The organism is Ehrlichia chaffeensis str. Arkansas (genome assembly GCF_000013145.1).
GTDB lineage: Bacteria > Pseudomonadota > Alphaproteobacteria > Rickettsiales > Anaplasmataceae > Ehrlichia > Ehrlichia chaffeensis.
Window position 1 is genome coordinate 181452 of the sequence record NC_007799.1, and the last position, 25886, is coordinate 207337.

Below are 25886 nucleotides of genomic sequence, written 5' to 3' on the forward strand. Positions count from 1 at the left end.
TTTTTATACGTTTTTAATTTATGAAAAGTATATTTATAATTATAAGTGTGCTTTAAAGTAGTTCTATAATTATATCAATATTGCATTTATTCTGTTGTCTTGTATAATAGTAGGGTTTTGAATATTTATGGATTAAAACGATATGATGAGATTAATTGCTTGTCTTGGTATTATAGCTGTTGTTATCCTAGCCTTTAGTTTTTTTACTAAAAAGCAGCAGGTTCAAGATTTAACACAAGAAGTACGAGTATATTCATCTCGCAAGGAAGAATTATTACATAGTTTGTTTAAACAATTTACTAAAGAAACTGGTATAAATGTTAAATACATCAATGACGAAGCCGCTCAACTTATTAATAGAATGGAAAATGAGGGTACTGCTACTTCAGCTGATGTATTTTTAACTGCAGATGCTGTTAATCTTATTCTTGCTAAAAAGAAAGGATTGTTGCAACCTGTTCAATCTGAAGTGTTGAATCAAGCAATTCCTAGTAAGTATAGAGATAGTGAGGGGTTTTGGTTTGGGTTAACTAAGCGTGCAAGGGTGATAGTATATAACAAAGATTTAGTTGAAAAGAGTGACTTAAGTACATATGAGCACCTTGCAAATACAAAATGGAAAGATAAAATTTTAGTAAGATCTTCTAGCAGTCCATATAACCAGTCTTTAATTGCTTTTATGATAGCAAATAATGGTATAGAAAATACTAAGATTTGGGTTAAAGGTTTAGTTTCAAATATGGCTAGGAAGCCTAGTGGTGGGGATATAGATCAAATTTATGCTGTTGCAGCAGATGAAGGTAGTATAGCTATAGTTAATAGTTATTATTTTGGTAGGATTGCAGCTTCTGATAAGAAGAGTGATCAGATTGCAGTTAAAAAACTTGGTATCTTTTTCCCTAATCAGGAAACCACAGGTACTATGATTAACATTAGTGGTGGTGCTGTAACAAAGAATGCAAAGAATAAGCAGAATGCTATAAGATTGTTAGAGTTTTTAACTAGCGTGAAAGCACAAAAGGTCTATGCTCAAGTTAATCAAGAATATCCTGTTGTAGAAGGGGTAGAGCTCTCAGAGATTTTAGGGACTTTTGGTTCATTTAAGGAGAGCAATTTGCCTTTACAAGAATTAGAGAAACATTTGACTGAAGCTGTTAAAATGGCAGATGAGTGTGGGTGGAGATAGTTTTTGAATAAATTGAATTCTGTATATAAGTTTACTTCTTAGTCTAGTGTTTATTAGAGTTAATTTATTATCAAAAAGTTCTTTACGTCATACAGAGCTTTTATTAAAAGGTTATATTTTAGTTTCTTGTACATTAACTTGATTAGGGTAGGTTTTTACATACTGTATGTTTCTTAATGATTATTGGGTATTATTAAAACATGTATTTCTGTATGCTCGCTATGGGGGCTGAAATCTTTTATGATACTGTATTTGTGACCTGTTTGGTTATTAAGATAATGAGCTTTTTGTTGCATAACCTATATTTGCTGCTAATCTCGGTCAAAATATTATTACTTCCTATATTTATTATGGATTCCTTAGTTTCTTAATATCAAATTTTAGTTATTTTATTGTAAGAGCTGTGGTTTTTATTTATTTAGTTGGGGCTATAGCATTTTTATTTATTGGTAGGAAGAGAAAATTATTTAATTTATCGTCCATTTATTAGTCTTATGCAGTAAACCGTAATACTTATATGCTTACTTGCACTTTAGAATTATTTGCTTAATCTTTGTACAACCATTTTGATTGGTGTTATCCAAATTTACCTATATGGCTTTGTAATAATAGCTTGCTGCTTGTCTTATTTACCTATTAATTATTTAGGGCTGTAATACGTCACAAAATACCAAAAAATAACACCTATTAGCAAGACAAACAGATATTTGTTTAGTCTGCTTAATCTTTGTACGACCATTTTGATTGGTGTTATCTAAATTTACCTATATGCTTTGTAATAACAGCTTACTGTTTTTTATTTACCTATTAATTATTTAGGGCTGTAATACGTCACAAAATACCAAAAAATAACACCTATTAAGCAAGGCAAACAGATATTTACTTAGTCTGCTTAATCTTTGTACAACCTTTTGATTAGTGTTATCCAAATTTACCTATATGCTTTGTAATAATAGCTTACTGCTTGTCTTATTTACCTGTTAATTATCTAGGGCTGTAATACGTCACAAAATACCAAAAAATAACACCTATTAAGCAAGGCAAATAGATATTTGCTGTCTGCTTAATCTTTGTAACCTTTTGATTAGTGTTATCTAAATTTACTGTATGCTTTGTAATAACAGCTTACTGTTTTTTATTTACCTGTTAATTATTATATAAGGCTATAATACGTCCAAAATACTAAAAAATAACACCTATTAGAAAGAGAAGCAAAAAGGAAGAAAGACCTGCACTATAAACATTACTCTTATTAAAAAGCACATTATATGTAGTAAAAACCGTAGCGTTAAAAGTACACTAAGCTGTTTCTATATTAATAATACCTTTCTTTATAAACCAGGATATTCTGTCAGTTGCTTGTGCACCAACACTTAACCAATACTTTAATCTATCAACCTTGACTTTAACAAACAGTTCATGCTCTTTAGGGAGCATTGGATTGTAAAAACCTAAAGATTCAATGAACTTCCCATCTCTTGCAACCCTAGAATCAGCAACAACTACTCTATAAAAAGGACGCTTTTTTGCTCCAAACCTTGCTAACCTTATCTTTACAGACATGAGAATATAACCTTTAAAATATGTTGAATACTTTCAAATCATACACATAATAGTATGGTGAGTCAAATTGAAAAATGCATTTTTAAATATTTAAAATCTTATCTTTAAGTTCTTTGAGGAAAATAAGAAATTTGCAATATGTTGTTAAAAGCAATATGATTAATTAGTCAAGCTTGTTCAAATTATGAAAAAGTGAAAAGATGTCCTTTTTGAAAAGGATATGTAATAGGAGGATATTTAAGTTATATGAATTTAAGAAGAGCTGTGTTATCGACAATCATGTGTAATACTTTAGTATGGTATGATTATGTGTTATTTGGGAATTTGGTGAGTGTAATCAGTAAATTATTTTTTCCAGCAGAAGATAGATATTTTAGTCTTATTATGACATTCAGTATTTTTGCAGTTGGATTTTTAATGCGTCCTTTTGGGGCAAGTATTTTTGGTTACATTGGCGATAAATATGGAAGAAAAGCTGCACTGACTTTATCGATTATAGCAATATCTGTCCCTATTACTTTTATCTCAATATTGCCTACCTATGAAAAAATAGGAATATTGTCTCCTATATTACTTATTATTTGTAGGTTGATGCAGGGGATATCTCTAGGTGGAGAAGCTGGTAATGCTACTTTCTTAATAGAGCATTCTAAAAAGGGAAAAAACATTGGTTTTTTTGGTAGTTTTGAGACCCTTAGTGCTGTGCTTGGTTCTATTATTGCATTATTTATGATCTTGTTATCTCAGTACTTTACAGGAGAAAATTTTGAAGTATGGGGTTGGAGAATACCTTTTGTAATTGGTTTATTATTGGGATTAATTAGTGTTTATATTAGGCGTATTACTGGTGAAAGTCCTGCGTATGATACTCATAAAGAAAATAATAATCTTTCTCAATCTCCTTTCTTAGAATTGTTAAAAAAGTATAAGCGCCCTTTAGTCTTGGCAACATGTATTGACTGTGTAGAAAATTGTTCATTTCATATTTTTATGGTGTTTTTTATTACATTTATTAAGGAGTTCTCAAATATTCACCTGAATTTAAATGCTAATACTATAAGCATTATTGAAAGTTTTAATATAATGATTTGTGGTATTTTGAATGTATTTTTTGGATATATTTCAGATTATGTAGGGCGTAGAAAAGTAATGTTAATTGCATCTGTGTCATTGTTTTGTGTTGCAATACCAGTATTTTGGTTATTAAGTCAAGATAGCTATGTTTCTTTGATTGCTGCATATTTAATATTTGTAATTCCGTTTTCTGCAACTTTAGGTCCAGCAAGTGGTGCAATGTCTGAATTGTTCCCTACAAAAGTTAGATATACTGGTTTTGGATTATCGCGTAACATTGCTTCAGCTATATCTGGTGGTATGGCTCCTGTAGTATGTACATGGCTTATAAGGGCAACAGGGCTTTCGTTTATTCCTGGAGTATATGTTATGTTTTGGGCATTGGTTGGAGTTATTGCATTGTGTCAGATCAGAAAAAAAGATGTTTATGCTGATTGGTAATCTACTATTTAAATGTTGTGCATTGATCTAATGTAGTAGCTAAAATGATATTCTCACTAGAATGAATAGGGTTTTTGCGTGGATATTTTGTTATATCTGGTTTTAAGGTGGTTGTTTAGTGATATTGCATTAAGTGTGAAATGTGTACAGCTATTATAAATTTTGATTGGTGTTATCTAAATTTACTATATGCTTTATGGATGGCAACCTACTGCTTGTCTTATCTAGCTATTAATTATTATAGGGGCCATAATACGTCACAAAATACTAAAAAATAACGCCTATTAAGAAAGACGAACAGAAAGGAAGGAGAAAACCTGCGCTATAAACATTAAGTGTATATACAACTTTATTAATTTGATGTTATACAGCTCTGTAATCAGTAGAGGAATCACTCTTCTAGTTTTCTGGCTTCATCGATCAGCATAATTGGAATGCCATCACGTATTGGAAATGCTAATTTGGCTTTTTCACTAATTAACTCGTTAGTGTCTTTATTATATTGTAACTTGTCTTTTGTTAATGGACAAACGAGTATTTCAAGTATTCTATGGTCAAACATATTTGACAATAAAGTAAAGTTAGTTGATTAGATTATAACATTTATTATGAAAACATGAACTGTAGATTTTTTTAATGTAGTAAATTGTTAAAAATATGGGTCTGTAGTTGGTGTGTTTTTAAGTTTTATAAGAAGCTTAATAAACTTATAAAAGACACATGATGTATTATTAAATAACCTAATACTATAGGCCTTTATTTGGATGTTATTGTAATATGTTACATTTAAAGTGCAAAAAGCTATTTATACCATAACAAGGGTTTCTAATTATTGTATAAAATTTACAGTGCCAGTTTCATTGTTGTTATCATCTAATAGTTCTGCTATTCTGGTAAGGATAGTCTTAACTTCTATGTTATCCATTATATTATGATGGTTTATGTTATCTAGAAAGTGGTGAGGAATCATTTTGGGGCCAATAGCATTGACTTTTATTTTTGGTGATAATTCTACAGCTGTAAATTTTGTTAAATCTAGTAGTGATTTTTTTGACATTGTGTATATAAAATATTTTGTACTATCTTTCGTAATCATTGCATCAATCATATTAATAACATTTCCTGTAGTGGTACATTTTTTTGCGAAATATTGCGTTAAAAATAGAGGAGCACGTATGTGCAAATTATAGTGATCAGTAAAATCTTTAATAGAGGTATTCATCAGTGTGTTTTTGTAGAACACTGAAGCACTGTTAATAATGCAATTACAATAGGGCATGAATTCAAAAGTCTTATCTATTATAGGACTTAGTGAATCAAATTCTATTAAATCAGCTTGTATGAGAATGCACTTTTGGTGGTATAATTCTTCAATAGTATTTTTTGTTTGTAACGCATGTGCTTCAGAAATGTTATAATGAATGGCTATATCATATCCATTGTTAGCTAAGAACATTGCTATTGCTTTGCCTAACCTACGTGCACCGCCTGTAATTAATGCTCCTTTTTTATGTGTTTTCAACATGATACGAGATGGGTAAAACAAAAACCATAATGATTTAACCATTGTAATTTGTTACTATAGAATTTACGCAGGTCGCTAATATTATATTTGAGCATGGCAACTCTTTCAATACCAATGCCAAATGCAAATCCACTATATTGATCTGGATCAATATTTACATTTGTTAAAACGTTACGGTGGACCATTCCACATCCTAAAATTTCTATCCAATCTTTTTCCCCACACTTTATATCAACTTCTGCTGATGGTTCAGTAAATGGAAAATAGCTATTACGAAATCTTATTTGGATATTTTCTCCAAAAAATTTTTTTAAAAAGTAATGTATACAATATTTTAGGTGTCCCATATTAACATTTTTATCAATATATAAACCTTCAATTTGATGAAACATTGGACTATGGGTTGCATCCCAGTCATTCCTATAAACCTTCCCGGGGGCAATAATTTTAATTGGATAATTTCCTTTGTTAGCTTGCATTACTCTGATTTGTACAGAAGATGTATGAGTTCGTAGCACAACTCTTTTTTGATTTACTAATGTTTTTAAATAAAAAGTGTCATTTTCTTCTCTTGCTGGATGGTTTTTATGTGTATTAAGTGCATCAAAAACGTGAAATTCATCCTCAAGTTCTGGTCCATCAGATAATTTAAACCCTAAAGATGAAAAAATATGTCTTACTTCATGTAAAGTTTTAGAAATCGGATGTAATTTAGCTATTTGTTTCGGGCGAACTGGCAAACTAATATCAACCCTATCTTGCATCAATTGAGCATTGATTTGTATTTTATGTAATTTTTCTTTTTGAGAATTAATTAAAGATTTTAGTTCAGCACATATAGCATTTACACTACTTCCAACAGATTTCCTCTCTTCTATATTACTAATTGTTGCAATACTTTTTAAACATGCTGTTATAGTGCCTGACTTACCAAAGTAGTAAAGCTTTATGCTTTCTAACTCTTCAAGGGAAGAGCTAGATAGTATCTTGTTAGTAGCTTCTGCTTGTAAGTTGTATATATTACTGTGCAACACGAGATTTATTTAAAGCTTCTTTAATAAGATCTACAATTTGCTTGAAGTGATCCTTATGGTTAACCGCCATGTCTGCTAGAACTTTCCTATTCAATGTTACATTTGCTAAGGATAAACCGTGAATGAAGTCTGAATACAGAAGACCATGTTGCCTTACAGCTGCATTAATACGCATAATCCACAGGCTTCTGAAAAACCTCTTACGATTACGTCTATCACGATAAGCGTATTGTAATGCTTTTTCTACTCTTTGCAAAGCTATCCTATAGCAGTTCTTGGAACGTCCCCTATAACCTTTTGCTAGCTTAATAACCTTCTTATGCCGTGCTCTTGTCGTAACACCACGCTTAACTCTAGCCATTCTTAACCTCTATCTATTAATACTCCTACCTGCTATAAGGCATAAAAAGTTTAACTATACGTGAATCAGAAGAATTCATAATAGCAGTACCACGTTGAACGCGAATACTCCTTTTACTTCTTTTAGTCATACCATGTCTTTTTGCAGATTGAGTAGACTTTATTTTACCTGTTGCTGTAACACTAAATCTCTTTTTAACAGAAGACTTAGTTTTTAACTTTGGCATCTCTATCCTAAAATTTTTGCAGAAAGTTACATCTTAATCTATTCGCTTTCAGAGTGTCAAGTACATTTTCTAAATTTTACTCTAAATAATTTATACACTGTATGTTAATAGTTTTTATAATATGGTGTACTAAAATTTAGATGAAAAATATTTCTCGATTAAAATAACCTGCTACATTATTATTCTTCACGATTTATTAAGTTTGTTGAAAGTATTACATAAGTTATTGCAAAATTTATGGCAATAATTTATAAGTGATACACATGCATTAGTAGTAATGTATTATTAATATTTATATTTTATTTATTTTTGTGAATACATGGTTATTTAGTTATATTGAGAATTTGGAGAAATCTGTATGTCAAATAGTAATGTTCCTTTAGCTCATAACCCTAAGGAATCTTCTTCCACGTTAGAAGACTCTGGTCCTTTAATGCCTAGGGCTGTTGCGGTATGGTTAGTAGATAATACTATATTGACTTTTGAGCAAATAGCAAAATTTTGTAACTTGCACCTGTTAGAAGTTAAAGGTATTGCGGATGGTGAAGTTGCTAAAGGTGTGGTTGGATGTAATCCAATTACAATGGGACAGGTTACAAAGGAAGAAATTGAATATTGTCAGAATGATCCTACTAGAGTACCTAGATTAATTAGCTATAGAAATTTTAAAAAAAGTAAAAAAAGGACTGTTAGGTATACACCTGTAGCACGTCGTAGAGATAAGCCTGATGCTGTGGCATGGATTTTAAAATATTGTCCTGAAATGCAAGATGTATGTATAGCTAAGTTGATAGGTACTACGAAATCAACTATTGCTGCTATTAGAAATAAAGAACATTGGAATTCGAGTAACATTAAACCTAGAGATCCTGTGTTACTTGGTTTGTGTACTCAAGTGGATCTAGATGAAGCGATTATGAAAGCTCAGATAGTTGCAGAAAGAGAAAGAAGAGTGAAAAACATCAAGGCTAATGATTTTTCTGTGTCTGATTCAGTGTAAAATTGTTGTGTTAATAAATCTTTACTTAACGAGAGTAACTGCTATAATTTAACATGGTATATCTTCCTTTAAGTGTTACTGTTATACTATCTAGATAGTACAAATCATTACGTTTACTAAAATACCAAAGTGTTGTTGTTTTATAATCAGTGATGTTTATTAGGCTGTTTTGCCTTATGTTTTAATTGAAGTATATTTTTGTTAGCTTTATGTGTTGTTAAGTTAGTGTTAATTGGTGAATAAAATTATCATAGAGTTTCAGAAATTAATGTTGCATTTGTTAAATGCTTAAGTATTAATTTTTTAATATTGCGACTAAGCATATTTGTGATTTTTTGTATTGATTTAAATTATAGGTGTATAGTGTTAAATGGGAAAAAGAAGAGAGTAAGGTATGTTAGCAAAAAAAATGCTAATAAGAGTGCAGGAATGCAGCCCGTGACAGGTGTTGTACAGAAAGAAGAAGAGAAAGAAGTAGTAGAGGTACAAGAGGAAATAATAGAAGAGAAAGAAGAAGAGAAAGTACCAGAACAACAAGAAGTAAAAGTGTTAGATCTGAGTGAGCTAAAAAAGAAGACAATAGAAGATTTGTTGAAAATAGCAGAAGACCTTGGAGTGGTTAGTAATGGTAGAATGCTGAAACAAGAAATAATATTTCACTTAATGAAAAAAGTAGTAAGTGATGGAGGTGCAGCAATAGGAGGAGGGGTAGTAGAGATATTATCTGATGGTTTTGGATTCTTAAGGTCTCCTGAAGCAAATTATGCTGCAAGTGGTGATGATGTATATATTTCTGCAGGACAAATAAAAAAGTTTAATTTAAGAACAGGTGATATAGTAAGTGGTGAAATAAGAGCGCCAAGTGAGAAAGAAAGGTATTTTACGTTAGTAAAAGCACATAGTATAAACTTTACAGATATGGCAAAGTTACAAAGATATGTACACTTTGATGATTTAATACCTTTGTATCCAGAAGAAAGAATATTATTAGAATGTAATGATCCTATCAGCGTGAGTAAAAAAGATATAAGCATGAGAGTAATAGATATAGTTGCTCCATTAGGTAAAGGACAAAGAGCGCTGATAGTTGCTCCACCAAGAGCAGGAAAAACAATAATATTACAACAAATAGCACATTCAATATCTGTAAATCATCCAGATATAGAATTGATAGTTTTACTTATAGGTGAAAGACCAGAAGAAGTGACAGATATGTGTAGATCTGTGAAAGGAGAGGTAGTAAGTTCTACATTTGATGAACCTGGATATAGACATGTACAACTTGCAGAAATTGTAATAGAAAAAGCAAAAAGAATGGTAGAACATAAAAAGAATGTAGTGATATTACTTGATTCAATTACAAGATTAGCAAGAGCATATAATTCAGTAATACCGTCATCAGGAAAAGTATTAACTGGTGGAGTAGATTCTAATGCTTTACAAAGACCAAAAAGATTTTTTGGAGCGGCAAGAAATATAGAGAATGGAGGATCATTGACAATAATAGCAACGGCACTGATTGAAACAGGGTCAAAAATGGATGAAGTGATATTTGAAGAATTTAAAGGTACAGGAAATTGTGAAATAATATTAGATAGAAAAATATCTGATAAAAGAGTATATCCAGCAATAGATATTTCAAAATCTGGTACAAGGAAAGAAGATATGTTGATAGATAGTGTGTGTTTGAAGAAAGTATGGTTATTAAGAAGGCTATTGTCATCGATGGGATCTGTTGAAGCAATGGAATTTTTAAGGGATAAATTGTTGATAACCAAAGACAATAATGAATTCTTTGATATGATGAATAGTTAATATGGGTATAGAAAATAAGAACTTTATAATGAATGTATAAGCGAAATACTTATAACTGTAGAACTATATGTAGCTATTTAATAAAAAGAATGAATGTTGTATAATTAGTGGTATTTTAAGAGAAATCCCTTTGATTCTATATTTGTGACTTGTGTTTTTGTAGATTGCTTAATTGTGAAACCTATGATGTATAGTCACTGCTTAATTATTACAAGAAAATAGTTCAGAGTTAATTGTGTTTATGACAAAAGAGATACCAAACTGTACTTATGTTTTTGATATGGGATACATTGCTGTTCAAATGAGGTAATTGGGAACTTGTGATGTAGTCTGTATATTTTTATGAAAGGAATAAATTTACAGTATATGATGAGTTATTTGATGCTAAGGATTTACATTAAAATCATCGTGATTTAATTGTGGATTGCAGTGGTACAATGTTAGGAAATAGGAAAAAAGTTGTTAGGAGTTGTAGTACTGGTGATGCTAAATGAAAAATGTGTTAAGACCTTGTATCCTGTTTTGTTAATTTAATAACGTGTCACGTGCTTCATTTAATTTTTGTGCTAGATAAGGAGATCCTCCCTTGTCTGGATGCATGGATTTCATGAGCTTATGATAAGCTGTGTTAATCTGTTCTTGGCTTGCATTTTTATCTAGTCCTAATATTTCTAATGCTTCTCCTCTAGATAAGCTACTACTTGTGTTTTGTGGACTATTATATACATTTGCGTCATTTATAACTTTATTTAAAGTAGAGGTCATTATTTCACTAATACTTATTATGCTATTTCTTTTTAATAGTAGAAGTATAAGCAATGCAACAATTGGCAATACAAATATAACGCCTATTATAGAGAATATTACTAGAAAGATAAACCACATATAAATGACTTGATTTAAGTAAGGTATCTACATATTATACAAGTTAAAAGTATTTTTTTGCAAATGGTTTATTATGTTTATACAAATTGGGGAGACTCCAAATCCTAATACTTTAAAATTTATGCCAGGTATGCCTATTAATAATGGTAAGGTTAGTGAATTTGCTGATAGTGTGGCAGCTGAAGGTTCTTCTCTTGCAACAGCATTATTCAAAATTGAATATGTAAAAAGTGTATTTTTTGGAGGTGATTTCGTTTCAGTAACAAAATCTGATGATATTGAGTGGGATGTTTTGAAACCAGAAATTTTGACAGTAATTATGGAATTTCTAACACTTAATTCGGATAATGCTACTGAAAGTTTTGATCAGGAAGAACTGGAAGAGTTTTTTGATGAAAAAGATATTGAAATGGTTGGTAAAATTAAAGAGTTAATAGATAATTATGTAAAACCTGCTGTTATCCAAGATGGTGGAGATATAAAGTTTAAAGGATACAGTAATGGTATTGTTTTTGTAAAATTGAGAGGAGCATGTTCAGGGTGTCCAAGTGCCTCAATTACTCTGAAAGAAGGTATATATAATATGTTGAGCTATTATATTCCGGATATACAAGGTGTAGAGAGTATTCAGTAGAAATAGAATATATTAGTTTTGCTGTTGTGTTGGAAAGTACTTTTTAAGTTTTTAAGTCTATAAGATTATCTGTATAAGCGTTTAATTCTACTAGCGGTAACTTTGCAGGGGATGGGTTCATTTATTATATACTAAAAAATGTTTATTTGATGTTTTTATGTAGATAAAGCTTATGTAGTGAGTCTATTGTATTTACATAATCTACATGGTTAGTTTGTTTTATTATATAAGTGTTGCAATTTGTTATAGTTAAAGTTCATGTATGAAGGGCTTTAATTCTATTTGTAATAACCTGTTGGTAATGGTTGTTTTTGATATCCTGAAAGCACTGATGAAAGTTCTATGTTTGGTATATAAGATGTGTTGTAGTATGGAGTTCTAATAGAAACGATATTAAATTTTGCTATATTTATTTCAAATTTACCATTAATGAAGAAATATTTTTTATAAGATATGTTTTTAATAGTACATCTATAGTATTTGTTAAGAGTATTGAGATATGACTTTTGAATATACAATGAATGATAGAATTATGAAAGATCTGCATTTTTTAGAATAAGTCTGGTATACACTTAAGTCCTAACATTGTTTAATACTGTATTTTATACTAGAGACTAGTGGAGGTGCTAGGCTGAGTATGTGTAGATTTTATGGAAGATGTTGAATCAAGAAACGTAAAGTTTGTTGAAGGAGTGATAAGTTTTTCATATGATTTTGTTTTTTTGTGACGTATTACCTTTCTTAGTTTGTTTTTAATTGATTTTGTAGAGTTTTTAGCAATGTGCAATATGGCTTTTTTTGTGTTTTTTATAATGTTGCTTTTGCGTGATTTATTGTGTCCTGTTGTTATGGGTTCTCTTATTGTATATGAAGTACTTGGTAAATGTTGTTTTGTTGTGTTTCTGGTAGGATATATAACATGTTCATGTTTTATATAAAACTTCATATTGCTGACAAACTCTTTAATAGTCATTGTATCTTGTGCAGATGGTTCCATATTACTTAGGGATCTTATTGTTATCTTAATGTCTTTATAGTAAGGATTCCACGATATATTAGTATTGTGACGTATTATTTGTAATTGTTTGAAGAAAAGTGTAGTATCACCATAGGCTATACTTTCTGTAAATGCGTTTTCTATTTGTTTTATAATCTCTGTTTTTTTTGTAATCCTTGGTTTAACAATATAAATATGGATAATTTGCTTAAGTTTGTTAATTATTGAATACCATGGATATGGATGTCTTAAAAGTTTTTCTGTTTTGTTCTGATGATCTTTTAATTTTATTCTTGTATTGATAAGCTTGTTCTGTATTGAAAAAACAATATGTTGTTTAGGAAAAAGGTTAAGTGCTGTTTTTGGATTTATCGGTGGTATTTTCATTATATGTTGATATAAGTATCTGATTTGTTGAGATATTGGTATATTAGGATAATTGTTACTATACGGTCCAGTGATTCCATGACATGCTATTAGTAAAGTTGCATCTGGATTGTTCATAGCTGATGTTATTTCGCTTGTTATTTCCTTTATTATTTCCCTTGTGTACATTGTTAAACTTGACATATCAAGTGCATATGATCGGAAAAATTCCTTTAGTTCTGGATTTATATCTGATTTGAGAATTATTTTTCTAAATGTTTTAAAAAGTGTATCTTTAGTTTGTTGGGTGATGCTTATATTTTTGAAATTACTAAATAATTTATTTAATGCTTTGTCTATAATTTTTTGATCTTCAGGGAATATTATTACTCTATCTGAGATTTTATTGATTAGTTCCTTGAACCATAGTTTTAGTAAGAGTCTAGCTTTTTTTTTGTCTTGTATAGTTTTATGTGATGTATTAGTGTAAAATTGTATGATGCTATGGTAGCGGTAATTCTCATTATCAGCTGTAGGAACATCACAGACTTCTGGTACTATTACTAATAATAGTTTTAAAGGATCAGTTGATAGTATTTCGAATATTTCATTTCTTAATCGTGAATGTGTACTGTATTTTCTGACTTTATGTTTACTTTTAGGCATTGTTTAATAGTAATAAATATATTAAGTATCCAATATCATGAATTAATTTATTTGTTAAGTTATATTTATAATAGTATAAATAAGTTAATTTATTATTCTAAGGAAAAAATTTATTGATGTTGTTAAGTCTTGATATTCTTTGAAATGTTGAATAAGTGATAATTTAGAAATACTATCATGAGTTTTTGAAATAATATTTATTAATGTAATTTTGATGATATATATTGTAATACTTTTTAGATTTTTAAAATTCAAGTATGAGTGATGTATTAATTACTGTTGTTGTGAATCAGAAAAAAATGTTGTTTAAACCAGGACTAACACTTAGTGAAGTTTTAAATGAGTGTAATTATGATACTGATTTACCATTTGCTGTTGCAGTGAATAGGAGTTTAGTAGTAAGAAATAAATATGACAGTACTTACTTAAATGATGAAGATATTGTAGATATAGTGTATCCCATGCAAGGTGGATAAAGATTAGTGTCCTTATTTAATATTATGAAGTGTCGATTATACTTTACTTAAGCAAGAATAAATTAATTGTGTGATATGTATGTTGTTGAGTCGAAGAATTTATTGATGTTAAGAAGAATTTTGGGTGTAAACATAGTTAGTTTTGATGGAGAAAATAAGAATATATGTTGAATTTGTATGGTGTATTATTAAAAAGTAGGCTCCTGTTGGGTTCTGCTATGTATCCATCTCCTGCTATTTTGCGTGAATCAATTCAACTGTCTGGTACTGAAGTAGTAACAGTATCTTTATCTAGGCAAATGCCATCTGAAAATGGTGGTAGTGATTTTTGGAATATAGTAAAAAAAAGTGGATGTCGTATTTTACCTAATACTGCTGGATGTTGTACAGTAAATGATGCTGTACTTATGTCTCAAATGGCAAGGGAAATTTTTGGTACTAATTGGGTGAAATTAGAGCTAATAGGAGATGAGTATACTCTATATCCGGATTTAGTATTATTATGTGAAGCTACAAAGGAGTTAATTAGTCAGGGATTTGAAGTATTTCCTTATTGTACAGATGATCTAGTTGTTTGTAAGAAATTGGTAAATTATGGATGTCGTGTGTTAATGCCAGGAATATCTCCAATAGGTTCTGGATGTGGTGTACTCAATATGTACAATTTAAAGTTATTAAGAAATAGATTTCCAGAAATAACAATTATAGCTGATGCTGGTATAGGTAGGCCATCTGATGCAGCTATGATAATGGAGATTGGCTTTGATGCTGTGCTGCTTAATACTGCTATTGCGAAATCTATTGTTCCTCAAGATATGTCTCGTGCTTTTAAATATGCTGTGGAGGCTGGACGTATAGCTTATGATTCTGGAATTATTCCTAAAAAAGACTTTGCTGTATCTAGTACACCACTGATTGATACACCTTTTTGGTATAACACTTCTAGTTAAATATTGTAAAATTGACGTTTTTGTTTATATGTTGCAGCATTTATTAGTAATAGTGCTTAGTTAGATCAAGAAATTGGCATATTTAAATCAATGTTTATAATAATACTTGAGAATATATGTAGGTATTTTGTTATAAAATCATACATTATAAAGAGTAGATTAATATTGAGGTGGAGTATAGTTTAGTATTATTCATTATTATGTGATGTTTTACTATATTATGTAGGCTTTTGAATGTACCTATCTCTTAAACTTTAGTTTTGCGGAAATTAGGTTTTCTGCAAATATAACATCGTGTATCTTATATCCCATTTTTTTCAATTTTGCTTGATACCAATCGGGATAAGATGAAGCTATATAAAGTGAATATAGCAAATTCACTGATAAGTAAATTGGTAAGTTAATAAGGTTTAGTGTGTTGTACATTATATAAATTCCACTAAGTATCACAATTGAAATAAATGATAAAAGCCACAGCTTGTTGTAAAATGTGAAAAGAATTGAAAATATAAATGCCATAAATGAGAACTCGTCTTGCACAAACACTATGCCATCTGAAGTATTAATTTTCTTTGGGTGTTTATATATAATGAAAGATTGCATATAAATTATATAGTTTGCTGCTCTACATTTAATAGTATGATTAAAATAGAAGTTAGTAAACCTAAAAGTATTGCAATGCTTTTTTAAGTTAGTAAATTTAAAATATTTTTGTATAGCTATATAAAAACTGTGTACGATGTTATCAGAATTTTGTGTAATATGTAGCATTTAAAAATAGAGTATTAGTGATTTGATTGTGTCAATTAATTTATCTTGTTCATATTATTTATTTGTGTAGTGTTGAATTTTAGGAGATCTTGGTTATGATTACACGTTTTGCTCCGAGTCCGACAGGATATCTTCATGTTGGAAATGTTAGAACGGCTTTAGTTTGTTGGTTATATGCTCGTAAGCAAAATGGTAAGTTTTTGTTAAGGTTTGATGATACTGATACTCAGAGGTCGAAAGACGAGTATATAAGGGAAATAGAGAATGATTTAGTGTGGTTAAATATAAATTGGGACTCTAGTTTTAGACAGTCTTCTAGATTTGACCGCTATGAGGATGTGTTTAATTATCTGTTGAAGGAAGGGTTGATATATCCTTGCTATGAAAGCAAAGAAGAACTCGAATTTAAAAGGAAAATGAAATTAAAGTTAGGTTTACCGCCTATTTACGATAGAAGTGCATTGAATCTAACTCAAGCGGAAAAAGATAAGTATTCTGAAAGAGCTCCATATTTTAGATTTAAAATAGATCAGAATCAGTTAATAAGCTGGAATGATGAGGTACGTGGTAAAGTATCATTTAACTCAGAGAATATTAGCGATCCAATCATTAGGAGGGTTGATGGAACATATACTTATATGCTGCCATCTATAATAGATGACATGGATTTTAATGTTACTCACATAATACGAGGGGAAGATCATATAAGTAATACAGCAGTTCAAATACAAATGTTACATGCTTTGAAAGCTAGTATACCTATATTTTCGCATTTGTCTTTACTGTATTCTGATGATAATAAAATATCTAAAAGAGTTGGTGGTTCTAGTGTGAAAGATATGCAATCTTATGGGTTAGAACCTATGGCTATTAATAGTTATTTTGCTAAAATAGGTACTTCTAATCCAGTTAGTGTACACACGAGAATGTGTGGGTTAATAGATTCTTTTGATATTACTACTTTTAGTCAAGCTCCAACTAAATTTAATATAGATGATGTATTAAAATTAAATCCCAAGGTATTATGTAGTATGTCTTTTGATGATGTAAGAAATAGGTTACAGTCATTTAATATAACTTCTCCAAGTTTTTGGAATTTTGTATGTGGGAATATAGACAAATTCTCTGATATTGAAGGATGGGCAAAAATTTGTAGTGGGGATATGATACCTGTGATTGGGCAAGATGATAAAGATTTTATCATGTTAGCACTAAATATGCTCCCTCAGGGAGAAGTACGTGATAATACTTGGAATCTGTGGATTTCTAATATAAAGCAGCATACTGATCGTAGAGCTAAAAATTTATTTACTCCTTTACGGTTAGCGTTGACTGGATTATCTACAGGTCCAGAGCTTGCAAAGTTATTGCCTTTGATTGGTAGGGTGGAAATTGTACGTAGACTTAGTTATTCTGAAGTACAATAAATTATTTTATTACTGAGTGTCTTAATATAATGTATTTCTATGTTGTATTTGATCATTTATTGTGATAAAAGTAAGAGATATTTCTTTAATTCGATGGCGGGTGTAGCTCAGTTGGTAGAGCGTCAGTTTGTGGCACTGAAGGTCGCCAGTTCAATCCTGGTCATTCGCCCATAGCTTTTTAGTGGTTTATAAACTGCACTCTTGATTATAAAAGTACTTTTGTGCTAAAGAATGTGTGTGTAGTTTTATATTTAGAAAGTTTAGAAATAGTGTCTTTACGTCTACTATGTTATTGTATATAGTCGCTTTTTAAATTGTTCAAATTTTTGCTTAGGGTTTTTATCATTAGTGATCTAACTAATATGTTTATTTTTAAGCCAGTTACTATTTTCCTTATAGAAGTGTTACTCTGTTAAAGAGTCTTTGACATTGTTGTATTTTTATATAAAGTTGATTAAGTAACTTATTAAATACAATTCATATGTTTAATCATGCAGTAAGGTTGTTGGTCTTATTTATTATTTTATATAGTAGTAATGTTTTTGCTAGTGTAAAGATAGTAGCTATGGTGAATGATGAATTAATTTCTAACTTAGATTTAGAAAAGCGTATTGCTATAAATAAGTTTTTTTATAAAGTTGAAGGTAATACAGCAGAGGAAATAGCTTTAAATGCTTTGATTGATGAATCTATATGGAGGCAAGAAGCTAGAAAACTTAAAGTTACAGTTACTGAAAGAGATCTTTTAGAAGCTATTAAACAGTTTTTAGTGATAAAAAATTTAGGTAATATTGATTTAAAGTCTTATGTTGAAGCACAAGGGTTAGATTATAAGTTGTTTGTACAACATATGAAATCTAAGCTGCTTTGGAATAAAATATTAATGCTTAAAATAGCGCCTTATATTATTATTAGTGATAAGGAAGTACAAGATAGTAGGGATAATATGGTGGGTAATGGACTAGATATATCTGTGCATATTCAAGAAGTAATGCTACCAGCTAGCATGAATGACAATGAGTCTATAATAAGTAGTATTATTAGTGAGTTACAAAGTGGAGTAAGTGTTGAAACTATAAAAGCTAATAGGAAAGATGTGTTGTTTGAAGAAGCAAGTGTTAATGTTAAAAATATTGATGCGAATTTAGCAAATAAGTTACTTAATGCTAAGATTGGGGATGTGATAGGTCCTATGAAGAGTGAGTATGGGACTTTAATTATAAAGTTGATACATAGGTCTGATATAAACAAAGAGTTTGCAAATAGTAATGTTGATTTAAGGCAAATGCATTTAAATATTGAGCAGGGTAAGGAGTATTTGGATCAAATTAGTATATTAAAAACTAAAGCTACGTGTGAAAATTTTAATAGTGTAGCAAAAGAGCTTGGATTACCTGAGCCGTTAAGTTTTGTAATAAAAGTGAAAGATTTATCTGTAAAAATACAGAATGTTTTACAATCTTGTGATGTTGGGAAGGTAGTTGAAGTGACTGATAATAACGTAGTTGACGTTATTATGTTATGTAATGTTACAAAAGGTAAAGCTGATGATGTGGTAGATAATGCTGATTTTATCAAACAAAGGCTATACATGGAAAAATTGTCTATGCAAAGTGAATATTTATTATCTACTTTAAAAAAGAATGCTTTAATAGAAAAATATAATTAATTGTCATGTTACGTATAACGTCAGGGAAATATCGTGGTAGGAGAATATTTTCTGATAAACTGCTTAGTGCTCGTCCTGCTATGTCTATAATTAGAGAGTCTATTTTTAATATAATATTATCTCGCATGAGTATTCAAGGGTGTAAAATTCTTGATTTGTTTTGTGGTAGTGGATCATTATCGTTTGAGGCATTATCTAGAGGTGCAGAGAGTGTGTTATTGGTTGATATAAACCACTATAACTTAAGTCTAGTAAAACGAACATCTGAGTATTTGGGAGTAGTAAATAATGTAACTCTTATGTGTTGTGATGTCGAAAAATTACCTCTTGCAACTGATCAATATGATATTGTTTTTGTTGATCCTCCATATACCAATCCTAATTTAGTTGATATGACTCTTAATGTACTAATAAAATTAAACTGGGTGAAAAGCAGTAGTATAGTTGTAGTTAGAATCAGAAAGAAAGTGGTTTTTGTATGTCCTATAGGATATAGAATAATGGTTGAGCGTACTTATGGTATTTCAAAAGTAATAATGCTGCAACGTGAGTTTTAGATGGTTATATTAATATAGTTTATTGAACTGCTATACAGAGCTTTATGCTTATTGTGTATGGGTTGCAAGTTTGTAATTTTAAGCATGACTATTGGTATAACTTGTTCATATAAATAGTACTAAAATCATTAGTATAATTAATAGTGTGTCAATCAACATGTAATATACATCTATATTATTTAGGGTTGTAGATAATATTTATATGCTTACTATTGTTGGTAACATATTACAATTGTTAGTATATATCTTGTAATATGGTATAGTATTTAGTAATTGATATTGAATAATGGTGTAATTGTTTAGCGTGCATCTAATATTACATACTAGTGTTAATATATATACTTTTGATCTTATACTGTATAAAACTTCTGTATTTTTATAATATTAATAGATATAAACATCTGTGTATATTCTTTAATACAGTAGTATTGAAATCATTATTGGGACATAGAATAGTCCTATAATTGTATTTACTAATAACATGATTGCTGTTTTATCAGGGTTATTGTTTAACATCGTAGCTAATATTATACCTGTACCTGACATTGGGATTATTGCGAGTAATATTAGTGCTCTATATATATCATTGTTATATAATTGTATGGTTAATTTGTCTAATATAATGCACCCAAGTACTAACACTGGCCACAGTACATATTTTATTATTAAGGTAATAGAAATCAATTTCCAGTCGATGGAGAAAGTTTTAATGTTTGCAACTGCTATCCCTAATAACATCATTCCCAATGAAACGTAAGCACCTCTAATATTACTTGCAACATCATGTACAAATGAAGGAATAGGTATTTTAAAGTAGTTGACACATAATGCCATTACAGCTGCATGTGCTGCAGGTGATGTTATTAGTTTTATTATGCATTTTTTTGGAGTATATATTCCTTGAGCAGCAATGTAAAAACCAAAACTGTTTTCAAACATTAACATACCTACATAACAGAAAAGGTATATGGATACTGTGTGATTATCAAACATTGCTAATGCTACTGGTAGTCCGAAAAAACCCATACTTGAACTACCTGAGCTAAATGCTAGTATATTTCTTGTGCTATCTCTGAATATGAAAGAAGAAGTATAGTATACTACAGCTGACATGATACAACAGACAAGCCATGTTAAAAAAGGAAGAGATAGGACTTCTGAGTTAATGTTTGTTTGTGAAATTCCAGAAAATATAACGGTTGGACCCATTATGTAAAAAAGCAATCTAGCTATGCTAGGACTATCTATTTTGAGAAATTTGCCAGCGATAAACCCTAAAAGTACTGTTATATATAAAGGTAAAATTTTAGATAGTAATATAAAAAACATAATTTTTGTAGCATGCTATTAGTGTATGAAATACTGTAACATAAGTGTGAATTACTTTACAACTATAGAATCATGAAAAATGTGTTTATAAGTAAAATTTTAGTTGTCAAGTATAGGTCATTTATTTAGTAACATAATAAAGGGTATATAAGGATAAATGGAGTAAAATAGTAGTTAATAATTTTCTTATTATTGCAAGTTGTGTGGGAACTATAGGAAAGTATAAGTATAGTAATTTTCTGAGGTTTGTCTTATCTTTTATTCATATTGTATTTTTATACAGGATGATACCCTTTTATAGATCAGTATGCGTAAATGATTTGTTGTGTTGTACTGATGTTATTTATTAAGTAATAATTTACTTATTTCTTGATTTGTTTTCTAGTGGTGGACTATTATAAGCTGATTGTGTTAATTTGAAATCTTATTACTTGAGCTTTAGCTTGTACATTTTATAGTCGATGTTTATAGTGTGAAAATAGGGTTAACTTCTTCTTACATATCTCTGGGTTTTGTAAAATTATCAGCGTAAGATTTTGGAACTATGGTGCGTGGGTTATCTTGTAAAACAGTATAATCAATTTTATGTGCTACTGCATATGCAATTGCTAGTTCTCTAGTTGTAAATGATAGGCAGACCTGTTGTTTAGTATCATGTGACCCAGTCCAGTTCATTAGTGGTTCGGTGTATTGAGTGCATGAAGGTTCAAATTCAAGTTTCCACGCTTTTAACTTACTATGACCAGATTGCATGGTACTTTTTGCTGGTTTATATATTCTAGCACGCACGTTCGACACTTGTTCTTGCATAAAAAAACTATTATTATGTTAAATATATACAGTAAATAGTAACTTATGTCTATTAATGATGAGTATAATTTTGAAGCTGCTATAGAGCAACTAGAATATATAGTTAAAGAATTGGAATCTGACGAAGTAACTTTGGCTAGAAGTGTTGAATTATATAGTCTTGGTAAAGAACTGTATGAGTATTGTAATAAAATCATTGAGGATATAGAACTGAAGATAGAAATCAAGGAATAAGGACAAGGAGGAATAAGGATATGTCTCTAATTCTGTTATGTATGTAACTATGTTTGTGTTGTTATAATAAAAATAGTGTATGCCTAATTATCATGAATTTAATTTGTGAGTATAATGCTTTAGTGTGTTTAGAAAATTAATTAGAACTTCTTAAAGTTATATCAAGTATCTTGTATAAGAAAAAATTTCTTGTTGTATTAAACTATAAAAAAATTTGTGTTTTAAAAATATTAGAACATTGGATGTTGTATTGGTTCTATTTGGAATATGTGTCATCAATGATAGTTTATAGGTTTTTTAGGATAGATTTTACTTTGATAGGACTTCCTGTTATTATAAATGATGAAATTTGTAGAAAAGCTACTCATTTGTTACATTGTTAAATTAGTTATTGCTAGATGCAAGGTTTATGGTGCTTTTGGTTATTTAATTAATGTTTCTATAGAGTAAATAGTAATTTATTTTAGGGATAATTGGCAAAAAAAATAGCAATTAATACGTATTTGTTAGTTGTCTTGATTTTTAATTAGAAGATATCATAGTTATATAGGGTATGCTGGTTGATATGAGTTAGAGAGTCGTAATGAGTGACGTAATTACCTTTGGATGTAGATTAAATTTTTATGAAAGTGAAGTTATAAAAAATAACTTAAAAAAGGCTCAGTTGGATGATGTTATAGTTGTTCATAGTTGTGCTGTAACTAATGAAGCTGAACGTCAAGTAAGGTCTAGGATACGTAAACTTTATAGAGATAATGCTAATGTTAAAATTATTGTAGCAGGCTGTGCTGTTCAATTAAATCCTGAGTTATATGTTAATATGCCAGGAGTAATTAAGGTATTAGGTAATCAGGATAAACTTAAATATGAGAGTTATCTTGCTAAGGATAAAATTATTGTAAGTAAGATAGAGAATTCAAAAGAAGTTGTGCAAGATTCAGTTAAAGGATTTTCTGGCAAATCTAGAGCATTAATTGAAATTCAAAATGGATGTAATCATGAATGTACTTTTTGTGTAATTACAAAGGCAAGAGGTAATAACCGTTCTCTATATATAGAAGACATTATCACTAAAGTTAAAGCTTGTGTTGATAATGGGTATAATGAAGTTGTGTTTACTGGGGTAGATATAAGTGATTTTGGATTAGATATTTATGGACAACGTGTTCTTGGGACAATGATAAAAAGAGTATTGAGTGCCGTTCCACAGTTGCGTAGATTGAGATTATCATCCATAGATGTAGCAGAAATAGAGGATGATCTTATTAATATTATTATTAATGAGCCTAGATTTATGCCACACTTACATCTAAGCTTACAATCAGGAAATAATTTAATCCTTAAAAGAATGAAGCGTAGACATAGTAGAGAGCAGGTAATAGAGTTTTGTAATAAAATAACTAGTAAAAGGAAAGAAGTAGTATTTGGGGCTGATATTATAGTAGGATTCCCTACGGAAACTGAAGAGATGTTTAATGATACAGTGAGATTGATAGAAGAAGCAAATATTTCTTATCTACATGTTTTTCCATATTCAAAGAGAGAAGGTACCCCAGCTGCTAGAATGCCACAAGTTGTACAAGAAGTGAAGAAAAGACGTGTAAAACACTTATTAGAGTTTGCTGAGAAAAGATTGCATGATTTTTATAGTACTCTGTTACATACAAAGCAAAGTGTTGTAGTTGAAAAGTCAGGAACTGGTAGAGCAGAAAATTTTGCTTTGGTGAAATTTTTGGATGATAATGTTCAATTGCAAAGTATTGTTGAAGTGGAAATAAAAAGAGTAGAAGGCAATTATTTAGTAGGTCAGGTATTTGTTTAGTAATGTCTAATTTTAAAACTAAAGCTTCTAAATGTATACTGTGCTAATTCTTTTTTTGTGTGTCTATAAAAATAAAACTTAATTTTATTGTGATGAAGCTTTGATGAAAGCTTATTAGTAGAATCTAAATTTATACATTGATATAATTGTTATATTTTAAAGCTAAGTAGGTATTGAAAATTATAAGAATATAACGTAGCTTTTTTAGTTATGTTTATTTGATGATTTATGCATAAAAAAGCTAATATGAAGTTGTGTACTGTACTTTAAAACTACAATTTTGCTAATGCTACACTTTTGTACGGTGTGCTCAAATTAGAAAAGTAAATACACACGACTAAGTTCTCTGTAGTTGCCATTTAGTTATTGCTGTATTATCTACAAAACCCTAGTTTATATTGTTATTTATTTCACTAATTATCTTTGAAATATCAGCTCCAATAACTTGTGATAACTTTTTCCCATTTTTAAACATTAGAATAGTTGGTATTGCACTGACTCCATATTGAGTAGCTACGTCTTGGTTATCTTCGATGTTTATTTTGTATATCTTTACATTTTCAGTGTATTGTTGTGCTAGTTTCTCAAGTTGGGGTTCTAAACTCCTGCAAGGTCCACACCATGGAGCCCAAAAATCTACTAAAATTAAAATATTGTCATTACAAGATGTAACCTTGTTATCAAATTCACTGTCTCCAATTTGCTCAATCATTACTTGTCCCATTTTTATAAAGCTATCTAATGTATTGTAAAACAGTTATAAATTATCGCAAGAATAATGATAAAAATATAATTTGTTCAATGAAATGTTAATTTGCTAAATATATTTTAAACTATAATTGACTTATCAGCTTTTTGTGAACAGCATGTATGATGAAATATAAGTCCATACTGTCTTTTAATAGGTCAATAGTGAACATATGTATACAAAGTTAATATAGCACTAAATATGCAAATTTTTAAATAGAAAATGATAAACCCTACCTTTTTGTTTTCTTGTATTTGTTATTAAATACGCATACTGTGTCTGAACCATAGCGTAAAGTGAATGCGCTACTAACTCGTTCAATAATAACATAATCACCTGATACTCTAAAATTAATCAATGATTCATATCCTTCAGAATCTACAGTAAATATTGATGGTAAATCTGCATTAATTTGAGCAAATTGCATATAAGTGAATTGGTTATCGTCAAAAATTTTGAGTGGAACAATTCGTTGACTTCCTCTATTGTGTGATACTAAATAATCAAAATTTAGTCCTTTTTTTGCAACATCACTGTCAGTTAAGTCTGGTATAGCAGGTTGGTTAACTGGAAACACCATACCAGGACTATCTTCTGAAATAAAGTCTTCAGTAGAAGAATATACAAACCTTACTTCATAGGCTAATCTTGGATCATCGAGTCCTTGTGCTTCTTCTGCAAAAAATTCAAAGTAGTATACACGCTTGTTTGTAATTATTGTTGCATTTGTATCTGCTTTGTCGGCTACAGGTTTAATAAATAATCTATTACCTTTTGGCATTAGTTGCCATCCTGTTGAATCACCCATAGATATGGTGTCGATATCTTCTCCATCGTCAAACACTATACTAGATTGGTAGCCGTAAAACCCTGTGTACTTATGTACAGCATGGGGATTGTAAGTAATAACTTTGATATGATTATCTTGTGCTATAGAACGTACTTCTTGCTTAGCAAAACAGACTGTACTGCTGAATAAAATCAACACAAAAATTATTGCTACGTTTTTCATCTGTAGTTTGTAGTAAAATGTACAACGTTTCATTCTAACATCAATATTGGAACTTGCAACAAATCTATGCGAATTTAGTATGTAAGATTAGTAATACTGCTGTTAAAAATTTGTTAAGCTTTTGAGAAAAGGTCTTTTAGACATTTTATTGGTAGTTTCATTGATGTTTGTACTGTAGCTTAACAAATGGCACTTTTCTATTTTGCAAATTAGTGTATAGAATTTCGATATTTACAGACTTGAAATAGTAGATGAGTTTACCCTGATTTTAGTACTTCAGTATGTAAAATTTACCTAGAGAAGTTGTT

Annotated in this window: 25 protein-coding genes and 1 tRNA gene; 13 read left to right on the forward strand and 13 right to left on the reverse strand. The window is 29.8% G+C overall.

Annotated elements, in window-relative coordinates; genetic code table 11:
* The first annotated feature begins 142 nt into the window (after nucleotides 1-142).
* On the forward strand, nucleotides 143-1186 hold the full coding sequence (locus ECH_RS00795) for a Fe(3+) ABC transporter substrate-binding protein (RefSeq protein WP_006010454.1): 1044 nt from the start codon (nucleotides 143-145) through the stop codon (nucleotides 1184-1186).
* A 1299-nt stretch (nucleotides 1187-2485) separates the two neighbouring features.
* Here the strand turns inward: ECH_RS00795 and rpsP are convergent.
* Nucleotides 2486-2749, reverse strand: a complete 264-nt coding sequence (gene rpsP / locus ECH_RS00800; protein WP_006010456.1) for a 30S ribosomal protein S16 — start codon at nucleotides 2747-2749, stop codon at nucleotides 2486-2488.
* A gap of 246 nt (nucleotides 2750-2995) precedes the next feature.
* On the opposite strand from rpsP, the gene ECH_RS00805 reads away from it, so the two are divergent.
* On the forward strand, nucleotides 2996-4264 hold the full coding sequence (locus tag ECH_RS00805) for an MFS transporter (protein ID WP_006010458.1): 1269 nt from the start codon (nucleotides 2996-2998) through the stop codon (nucleotides 4262-4264).
* Nucleotides 4265-4655: 391 nt separating this feature from the next.
* On the opposite strand, the gene ECH_RS00810 is transcribed toward ECH_RS00805, so the two are convergent.
* The 5 genes from ECH_RS00810 to rpmI all read right to left on the reverse strand — a co-directional run bounded on the left by ECH_RS00810 (nucleotide 4656) and on the right by rpmI (nucleotide 7410).
* Nucleotides 4656-4826, reverse strand: a complete 171-nt coding sequence (locus ECH_RS00810) for a Trm112 family protein (RefSeq protein WP_006010460.1) — start codon at nucleotides 4824-4826, stop codon at nucleotides 4656-4658.
* Nucleotides 4827-5093: 267 nt separating this feature from the next.
* Nucleotides 5094-5789, reverse strand: coding sequence for an SDR family oxidoreductase (locus ECH_RS00815; RefSeq protein ID WP_011452450.1), 696 nt, complete (start codon nucleotides 5787-5789; stop codon nucleotides 5094-5096).
* On the reverse strand, nucleotides 5783-6823 hold the full coding sequence (gene pheS, locus ECH_RS00820) for a phenylalanine--tRNA ligase subunit alpha (RefSeq protein ID WP_006010465.1): 1041 nt from the start codon (nucleotides 6821-6823) through the stop codon (nucleotides 5783-5785). Before pheS ends, ECH_RS00815 begins: the two co-directional genes overlap by 7 nt.
* Nucleotides 6810-7184 (reverse strand): 50S ribosomal protein L20, encoded by a 375-nt coding sequence (rplT, locus tag ECH_RS00825; RefSeq protein WP_006010467.1) that lies wholly within the window; start codon nucleotides 7182-7184, stop codon nucleotides 6810-6812. The genes pheS and rplT overlap by 14 nt, the downstream gene beginning before the upstream one ends.
* Before the next feature lie 25 nt (nucleotides 7185-7209).
* Nucleotides 7210-7410: a 50S ribosomal protein L35 gene (rpmI, locus tag ECH_RS00830; protein WP_011452451.1), complete on the reverse strand. Its 201-nt coding sequence runs from the start codon at nucleotides 7408-7410 to the stop codon at nucleotides 7210-7212.
* A gap of 358 nt (nucleotides 7411-7768) precedes the next feature.
* Here rpmI and ECH_RS00835 point away from each other — a divergent pair, with 358 nt between their 5' ends.
* Together ECH_RS00835 and rho are read left to right on the forward strand one after the other, a co-directional pair.
* Nucleotides 7769-8410, forward strand: a complete 642-nt coding sequence (locus ECH_RS00835) for a DUF1013 domain-containing protein (RefSeq protein WP_011452452.1) — start codon at nucleotides 7769-7771, stop codon at nucleotides 8408-8410.
* A 429-nt stretch (nucleotides 8411-8839) separates the two neighbouring features.
* Nucleotides 8840-10225, forward strand: a complete 1386-nt coding sequence (gene rho, locus ECH_RS00840) for a transcription termination factor Rho (protein ID WP_080502271.1) — start codon at nucleotides 8840-8842, stop codon at nucleotides 10223-10225.
* Nucleotides 10226-10750: 525 nt separating this feature from the next.
* Here rho and ECH_RS00845 read toward each other — a convergent pair.
* Complete coding sequence (locus tag ECH_RS00845; RefSeq protein WP_226988421.1) at nucleotides 10751-11110, reverse strand: DnaJ domain-containing protein; 360 nt, start codon at nucleotides 11108-11110, stop codon at nucleotides 10751-10753.
* A gap of 73 nt (nucleotides 11111-11183) precedes the next feature.
* Between ECH_RS00845 and ECH_RS00850 the strand changes: the two genes are divergently transcribed.
* Nucleotides 11184-11744: a NifU family protein gene (locus tag ECH_RS00850; RefSeq protein WP_011452455.1), complete on the forward strand. Its 561-nt coding sequence runs from the start codon at nucleotides 11184-11186 to the stop codon at nucleotides 11742-11744.
* Between the two features lie 607 nt (nucleotides 11745-12351).
* On the opposite strand, the gene ECH_RS00855 is transcribed toward ECH_RS00850, so the two are convergent.
* Nucleotides 12352-13773 (reverse strand): hypothetical protein, encoded by a 1422-nt coding sequence (locus ECH_RS00855; RefSeq protein ID WP_011452456.1) that lies wholly within the window; start codon nucleotides 13771-13773, stop codon nucleotides 12352-12354.
* Nucleotides 13774-14030: 257 nt separating this feature from the next.
* Here ECH_RS00855 and thiS point away from each other — a divergent pair, with 257 nt between their 5' ends.
* Both thiS and ECH_RS00865 read left to right on the forward strand, forming a co-directional pair.
* On the forward strand, nucleotides 14031-14249 hold the full coding sequence (gene thiS, locus ECH_RS00860) for a sulfur carrier protein ThiS (protein WP_006011815.1): 219 nt from the start codon (nucleotides 14031-14033) through the stop codon (nucleotides 14247-14249).
* 164 nt (nucleotides 14250-14413) lie between these two features.
* Nucleotides 14414-15199, forward strand: a complete 786-nt coding sequence (locus tag ECH_RS00865) for a thiazole synthase (protein WP_011452458.1) — start codon at nucleotides 14414-14416, stop codon at nucleotides 15197-15199.
* 240 nt (nucleotides 15200-15439) lie between these two features.
* Here ECH_RS00865 and ECH_RS05090 read toward each other — a convergent pair whose 3' ends face one another.
* A complete protein-coding gene (locus ECH_RS05090; RefSeq protein ID WP_006011823.1) occupies nucleotides 15440-15970 on the reverse strand; it encodes an Erum7620/ECH_0207 family putative T1SS effector in 531 nt (176 codons plus the stop codon).
* A gap of 89 nt (nucleotides 15971-16059) precedes the next feature.
* On the opposite strand from ECH_RS05090, the gene gltX reads away from it, so the two are divergent.
* From gltX to rsmD, 4 genes are all read left to right on the forward strand, one after another.
* Nucleotides 16060-17397, forward strand: a complete 1338-nt coding sequence (gene gltX / locus ECH_RS00875) for a glutamate--tRNA ligase (protein ID WP_193327833.1) — start codon at nucleotides 16060-16062, stop codon at nucleotides 17395-17397.
* Nucleotides 17398-17493: 96 nt separating this feature from the next.
* A tRNA-His gene (locus ECH_RS00880) sits at nucleotides 17494-17566 on the forward strand.
* A 312-nt stretch (nucleotides 17567-17878) separates the two neighbouring features.
* Complete coding sequence (locus ECH_RS00885; RefSeq protein WP_011452460.1) at nucleotides 17879-19066, forward strand: SurA N-terminal domain-containing protein; 1188 nt, start codon at nucleotides 17879-17881, stop codon at nucleotides 19064-19066.
* A gap of 5 nt (nucleotides 19067-19071) precedes the next feature.
* Nucleotides 19072-19623 carry a 16S rRNA (guanine(966)-N(2))-methyltransferase RsmD gene (rsmD, locus tag ECH_RS00890; RefSeq protein WP_011452461.1) on the forward strand — a complete coding sequence of 184 codons (552 nt, stop codon included), beginning with the start codon at nucleotides 19072-19074 and terminating at the stop codon, nucleotides 19621-19623.
* Between the two features lie 414 nt (nucleotides 19624-20037).
* Here the strand turns inward: rsmD and ECH_RS00895 are convergent, their stop codons facing one another.
* Both ECH_RS00895 and ECH_RS00900 read right to left on the reverse strand, forming a co-directional pair.
* Complete coding sequence (locus ECH_RS00895; protein ID WP_011452462.1) at nucleotides 20038-20952, reverse strand: AEC family transporter; 915 nt, start codon at nucleotides 20950-20952, stop codon at nucleotides 20038-20040.
* A 495-nt stretch (nucleotides 20953-21447) separates the two neighbouring features.
* Entirely contained in the window at nucleotides 21448-21762 is a 315-nt protein-coding gene (locus tag ECH_RS00900) for an ETC complex I subunit (RefSeq protein ID WP_006010520.1), read from the reverse strand.
* Between the two features lie 45 nt (nucleotides 21763-21807).
* Between ECH_RS00900 and xseB the strand changes: the two genes are divergently transcribed.
* Together xseB and mtaB are read left to right on the forward strand one after the other, a co-directional pair.
* Nucleotides 21808-21996: an exodeoxyribonuclease VII small subunit gene (gene xseB, locus ECH_RS00905; protein ID WP_006010509.1), complete on the forward strand. Its 189-nt coding sequence runs from the start codon at nucleotides 21808-21810 to the stop codon at nucleotides 21994-21996.
* Between the two features lie 583 nt (nucleotides 21997-22579).
* Nucleotides 22580-23818, forward strand: coding sequence for a tRNA (N(6)-L-threonylcarbamoyladenosine(37)-C(2))-methylthiotransferase MtaB (gene mtaB, locus ECH_RS00910; RefSeq protein ID WP_011452465.1), 1239 nt, complete (start codon nucleotides 22580-22582; stop codon nucleotides 23816-23818).
* Between the two features lie 388 nt (nucleotides 23819-24206).
* On the opposite strand, the gene trxA is transcribed toward mtaB, so the two are convergent.
* Nucleotides 24207-24530, reverse strand: a complete 324-nt coding sequence (gene trxA, locus ECH_RS00915) for a thioredoxin (RefSeq protein WP_006010513.1) — start codon at nucleotides 24528-24530, stop codon at nucleotides 24207-24209.
* Nucleotides 24531-24798: 268 nt separating this feature from the next.
* Nucleotides 24799-25578, reverse strand: coding sequence for a P-type conjugative transfer protein VirB9 (virB9, locus tag ECH_RS00920; RefSeq protein ID WP_043881618.1), 780 nt, complete (start codon nucleotides 25576-25578; stop codon nucleotides 24799-24801).
* Between the last annotated feature and the right edge of the window lie 308 nt (nucleotides 25579-25886).

What these genes read in the sequence shown, in the direction of transcription:
- ECH_RS00795 (WP_006010454.1), top strand. Translation starts at nt 143, where the DNA reads ATGATGAGATTAATTGCTTGTCTTGGTATTATAGCTGTTGTTATCCTA.
- rpsP (WP_006010456.1), bottom strand. Translation starts at nt 2,749, where the DNA reads ATGTCTGTAAAGATAAGGTTAGCAAGGTTTGGAGCAAAAAAGCGTCCT.
- ECH_RS00805 (WP_006010458.1), top strand. Translation starts at nt 2,996, where the DNA reads ATGAATTTAAGAAGAGCTGTGTTATCGACAATCATGTGTAATACTTTA.
- ECH_RS00810 (WP_006010460.1), bottom strand. Translation starts at nt 4,826, where the DNA reads ATGTTTGACCATAGAATACTTGAAATACTCGTTTGTCCATTAACAAAA.
- ECH_RS00815 (WP_011452450.1), bottom strand. Translation starts at nt 5,789, where the DNA reads ATGTTGAAAACACATAAAAAAGGAGCATTAATTACAGGCGGTGCACGT.
- rplT (WP_006010467.1), bottom strand. Translation starts at nt 7,184, where the DNA reads ATGGCTAGAGTTAAGCGTGGTGTTACGACAAGAGCACGGCATAAGAAG.
- rpmI (WP_011452451.1), bottom strand. Translation starts at nt 7,410, where the DNA reads ATGCCAAAGTTAAAAACTAAGTCTTCTGTTAAAAAGAGATTTAGTGTT.
- ECH_RS00835 (WP_011452452.1), top strand. Translation starts at nt 7,769, where the DNA reads ATGTCAAATAGTAATGTTCCTTTAGCTCATAACCCTAAGGAATCTTCT.
- rho (WP_080502271.1), top strand. Translation starts at nt 8,840, where the DNA reads ATGCAGCCCGTGACAGGTGTTGTACAGAAAGAAGAAGAGAAAGAAGTA.
- ECH_RS00845 (WP_226988421.1), bottom strand. Translation starts at nt 11,110, where the DNA reads ATGTGGTTTATCTTTCTAGTAATATTCTCTATAATAGGCGTTATATTT.
- ECH_RS00850 (WP_011452455.1), top strand. Translation starts at nt 11,184, where the DNA reads ATGTTTATACAAATTGGGGAGACTCCAAATCCTAATACTTTAAAATTT.
- ECH_RS00855 (WP_011452456.1), bottom strand. Translation starts at nt 13,773, where the DNA reads ATGCCTAAAAGTAAACATAAAGTCAGAAAATACAGTACACATTCACGA.
- thiS (WP_006011815.1), top strand. Translation starts at nt 14,031, where the DNA reads ATGAGTGATGTATTAATTACTGTTGTTGTGAATCAGAAAAAAATGTTG.
- ECH_RS00865 (WP_011452458.1), top strand. Translation starts at nt 14,414, where the DNA reads ATGTTGAATTTGTATGGTGTATTATTAAAAAGTAGGCTCCTGTTGGGT.
- ECH_RS05090 (WP_006011823.1), bottom strand. Translation starts at nt 15,970, where the DNA reads ATGCTACATATTACACAAAATTCTGATAACATCGTACACAGTTTTTAT.
- ECH_RS00885 (WP_011452460.1), top strand. Translation starts at nt 17,879, where the DNA reads ATGTTTAATCATGCAGTAAGGTTGTTGGTCTTATTTATTATTTTATAT.
- rsmD (WP_011452461.1), top strand. Translation starts at nt 19,072, where the DNA reads ATGTTACGTATAACGTCAGGGAAATATCGTGGTAGGAGAATATTTTCT.
- ECH_RS00895 (WP_011452462.1), bottom strand. Translation starts at nt 20,952, where the DNA reads ATGTTTTTTATATTACTATCTAAAATTTTACCTTTATATATAACAGTA.
- ECH_RS00900 (WP_006010520.1), bottom strand. Translation starts at nt 21,762, where the DNA reads ATGCAAGAACAAGTGTCGAACGTGCGTGCTAGAATATATAAACCAGCA.
- xseB (WP_006010509.1), top strand. Translation starts at nt 21,808, where the DNA reads ATGTCTATTAATGATGAGTATAATTTTGAAGCTGCTATAGAGCAACTA.
- mtaB (WP_011452465.1), top strand. Translation starts at nt 22,580, where the DNA reads ATGAGTGACGTAATTACCTTTGGATGTAGATTAAATTTTTATGAAAGT.
- trxA (WP_006010513.1), bottom strand. Translation starts at nt 24,530, where the DNA reads ATGATTGAGCAAATTGGAGACAGTGAATTTGATAACAAGGTTACATCT.
- virB9 (WP_043881618.1), bottom strand. Translation starts at nt 25,578, where the DNA reads ATGAAAAACGTAGCAATAATTTTTGTGTTGATTTTATTCAGCAGTACA.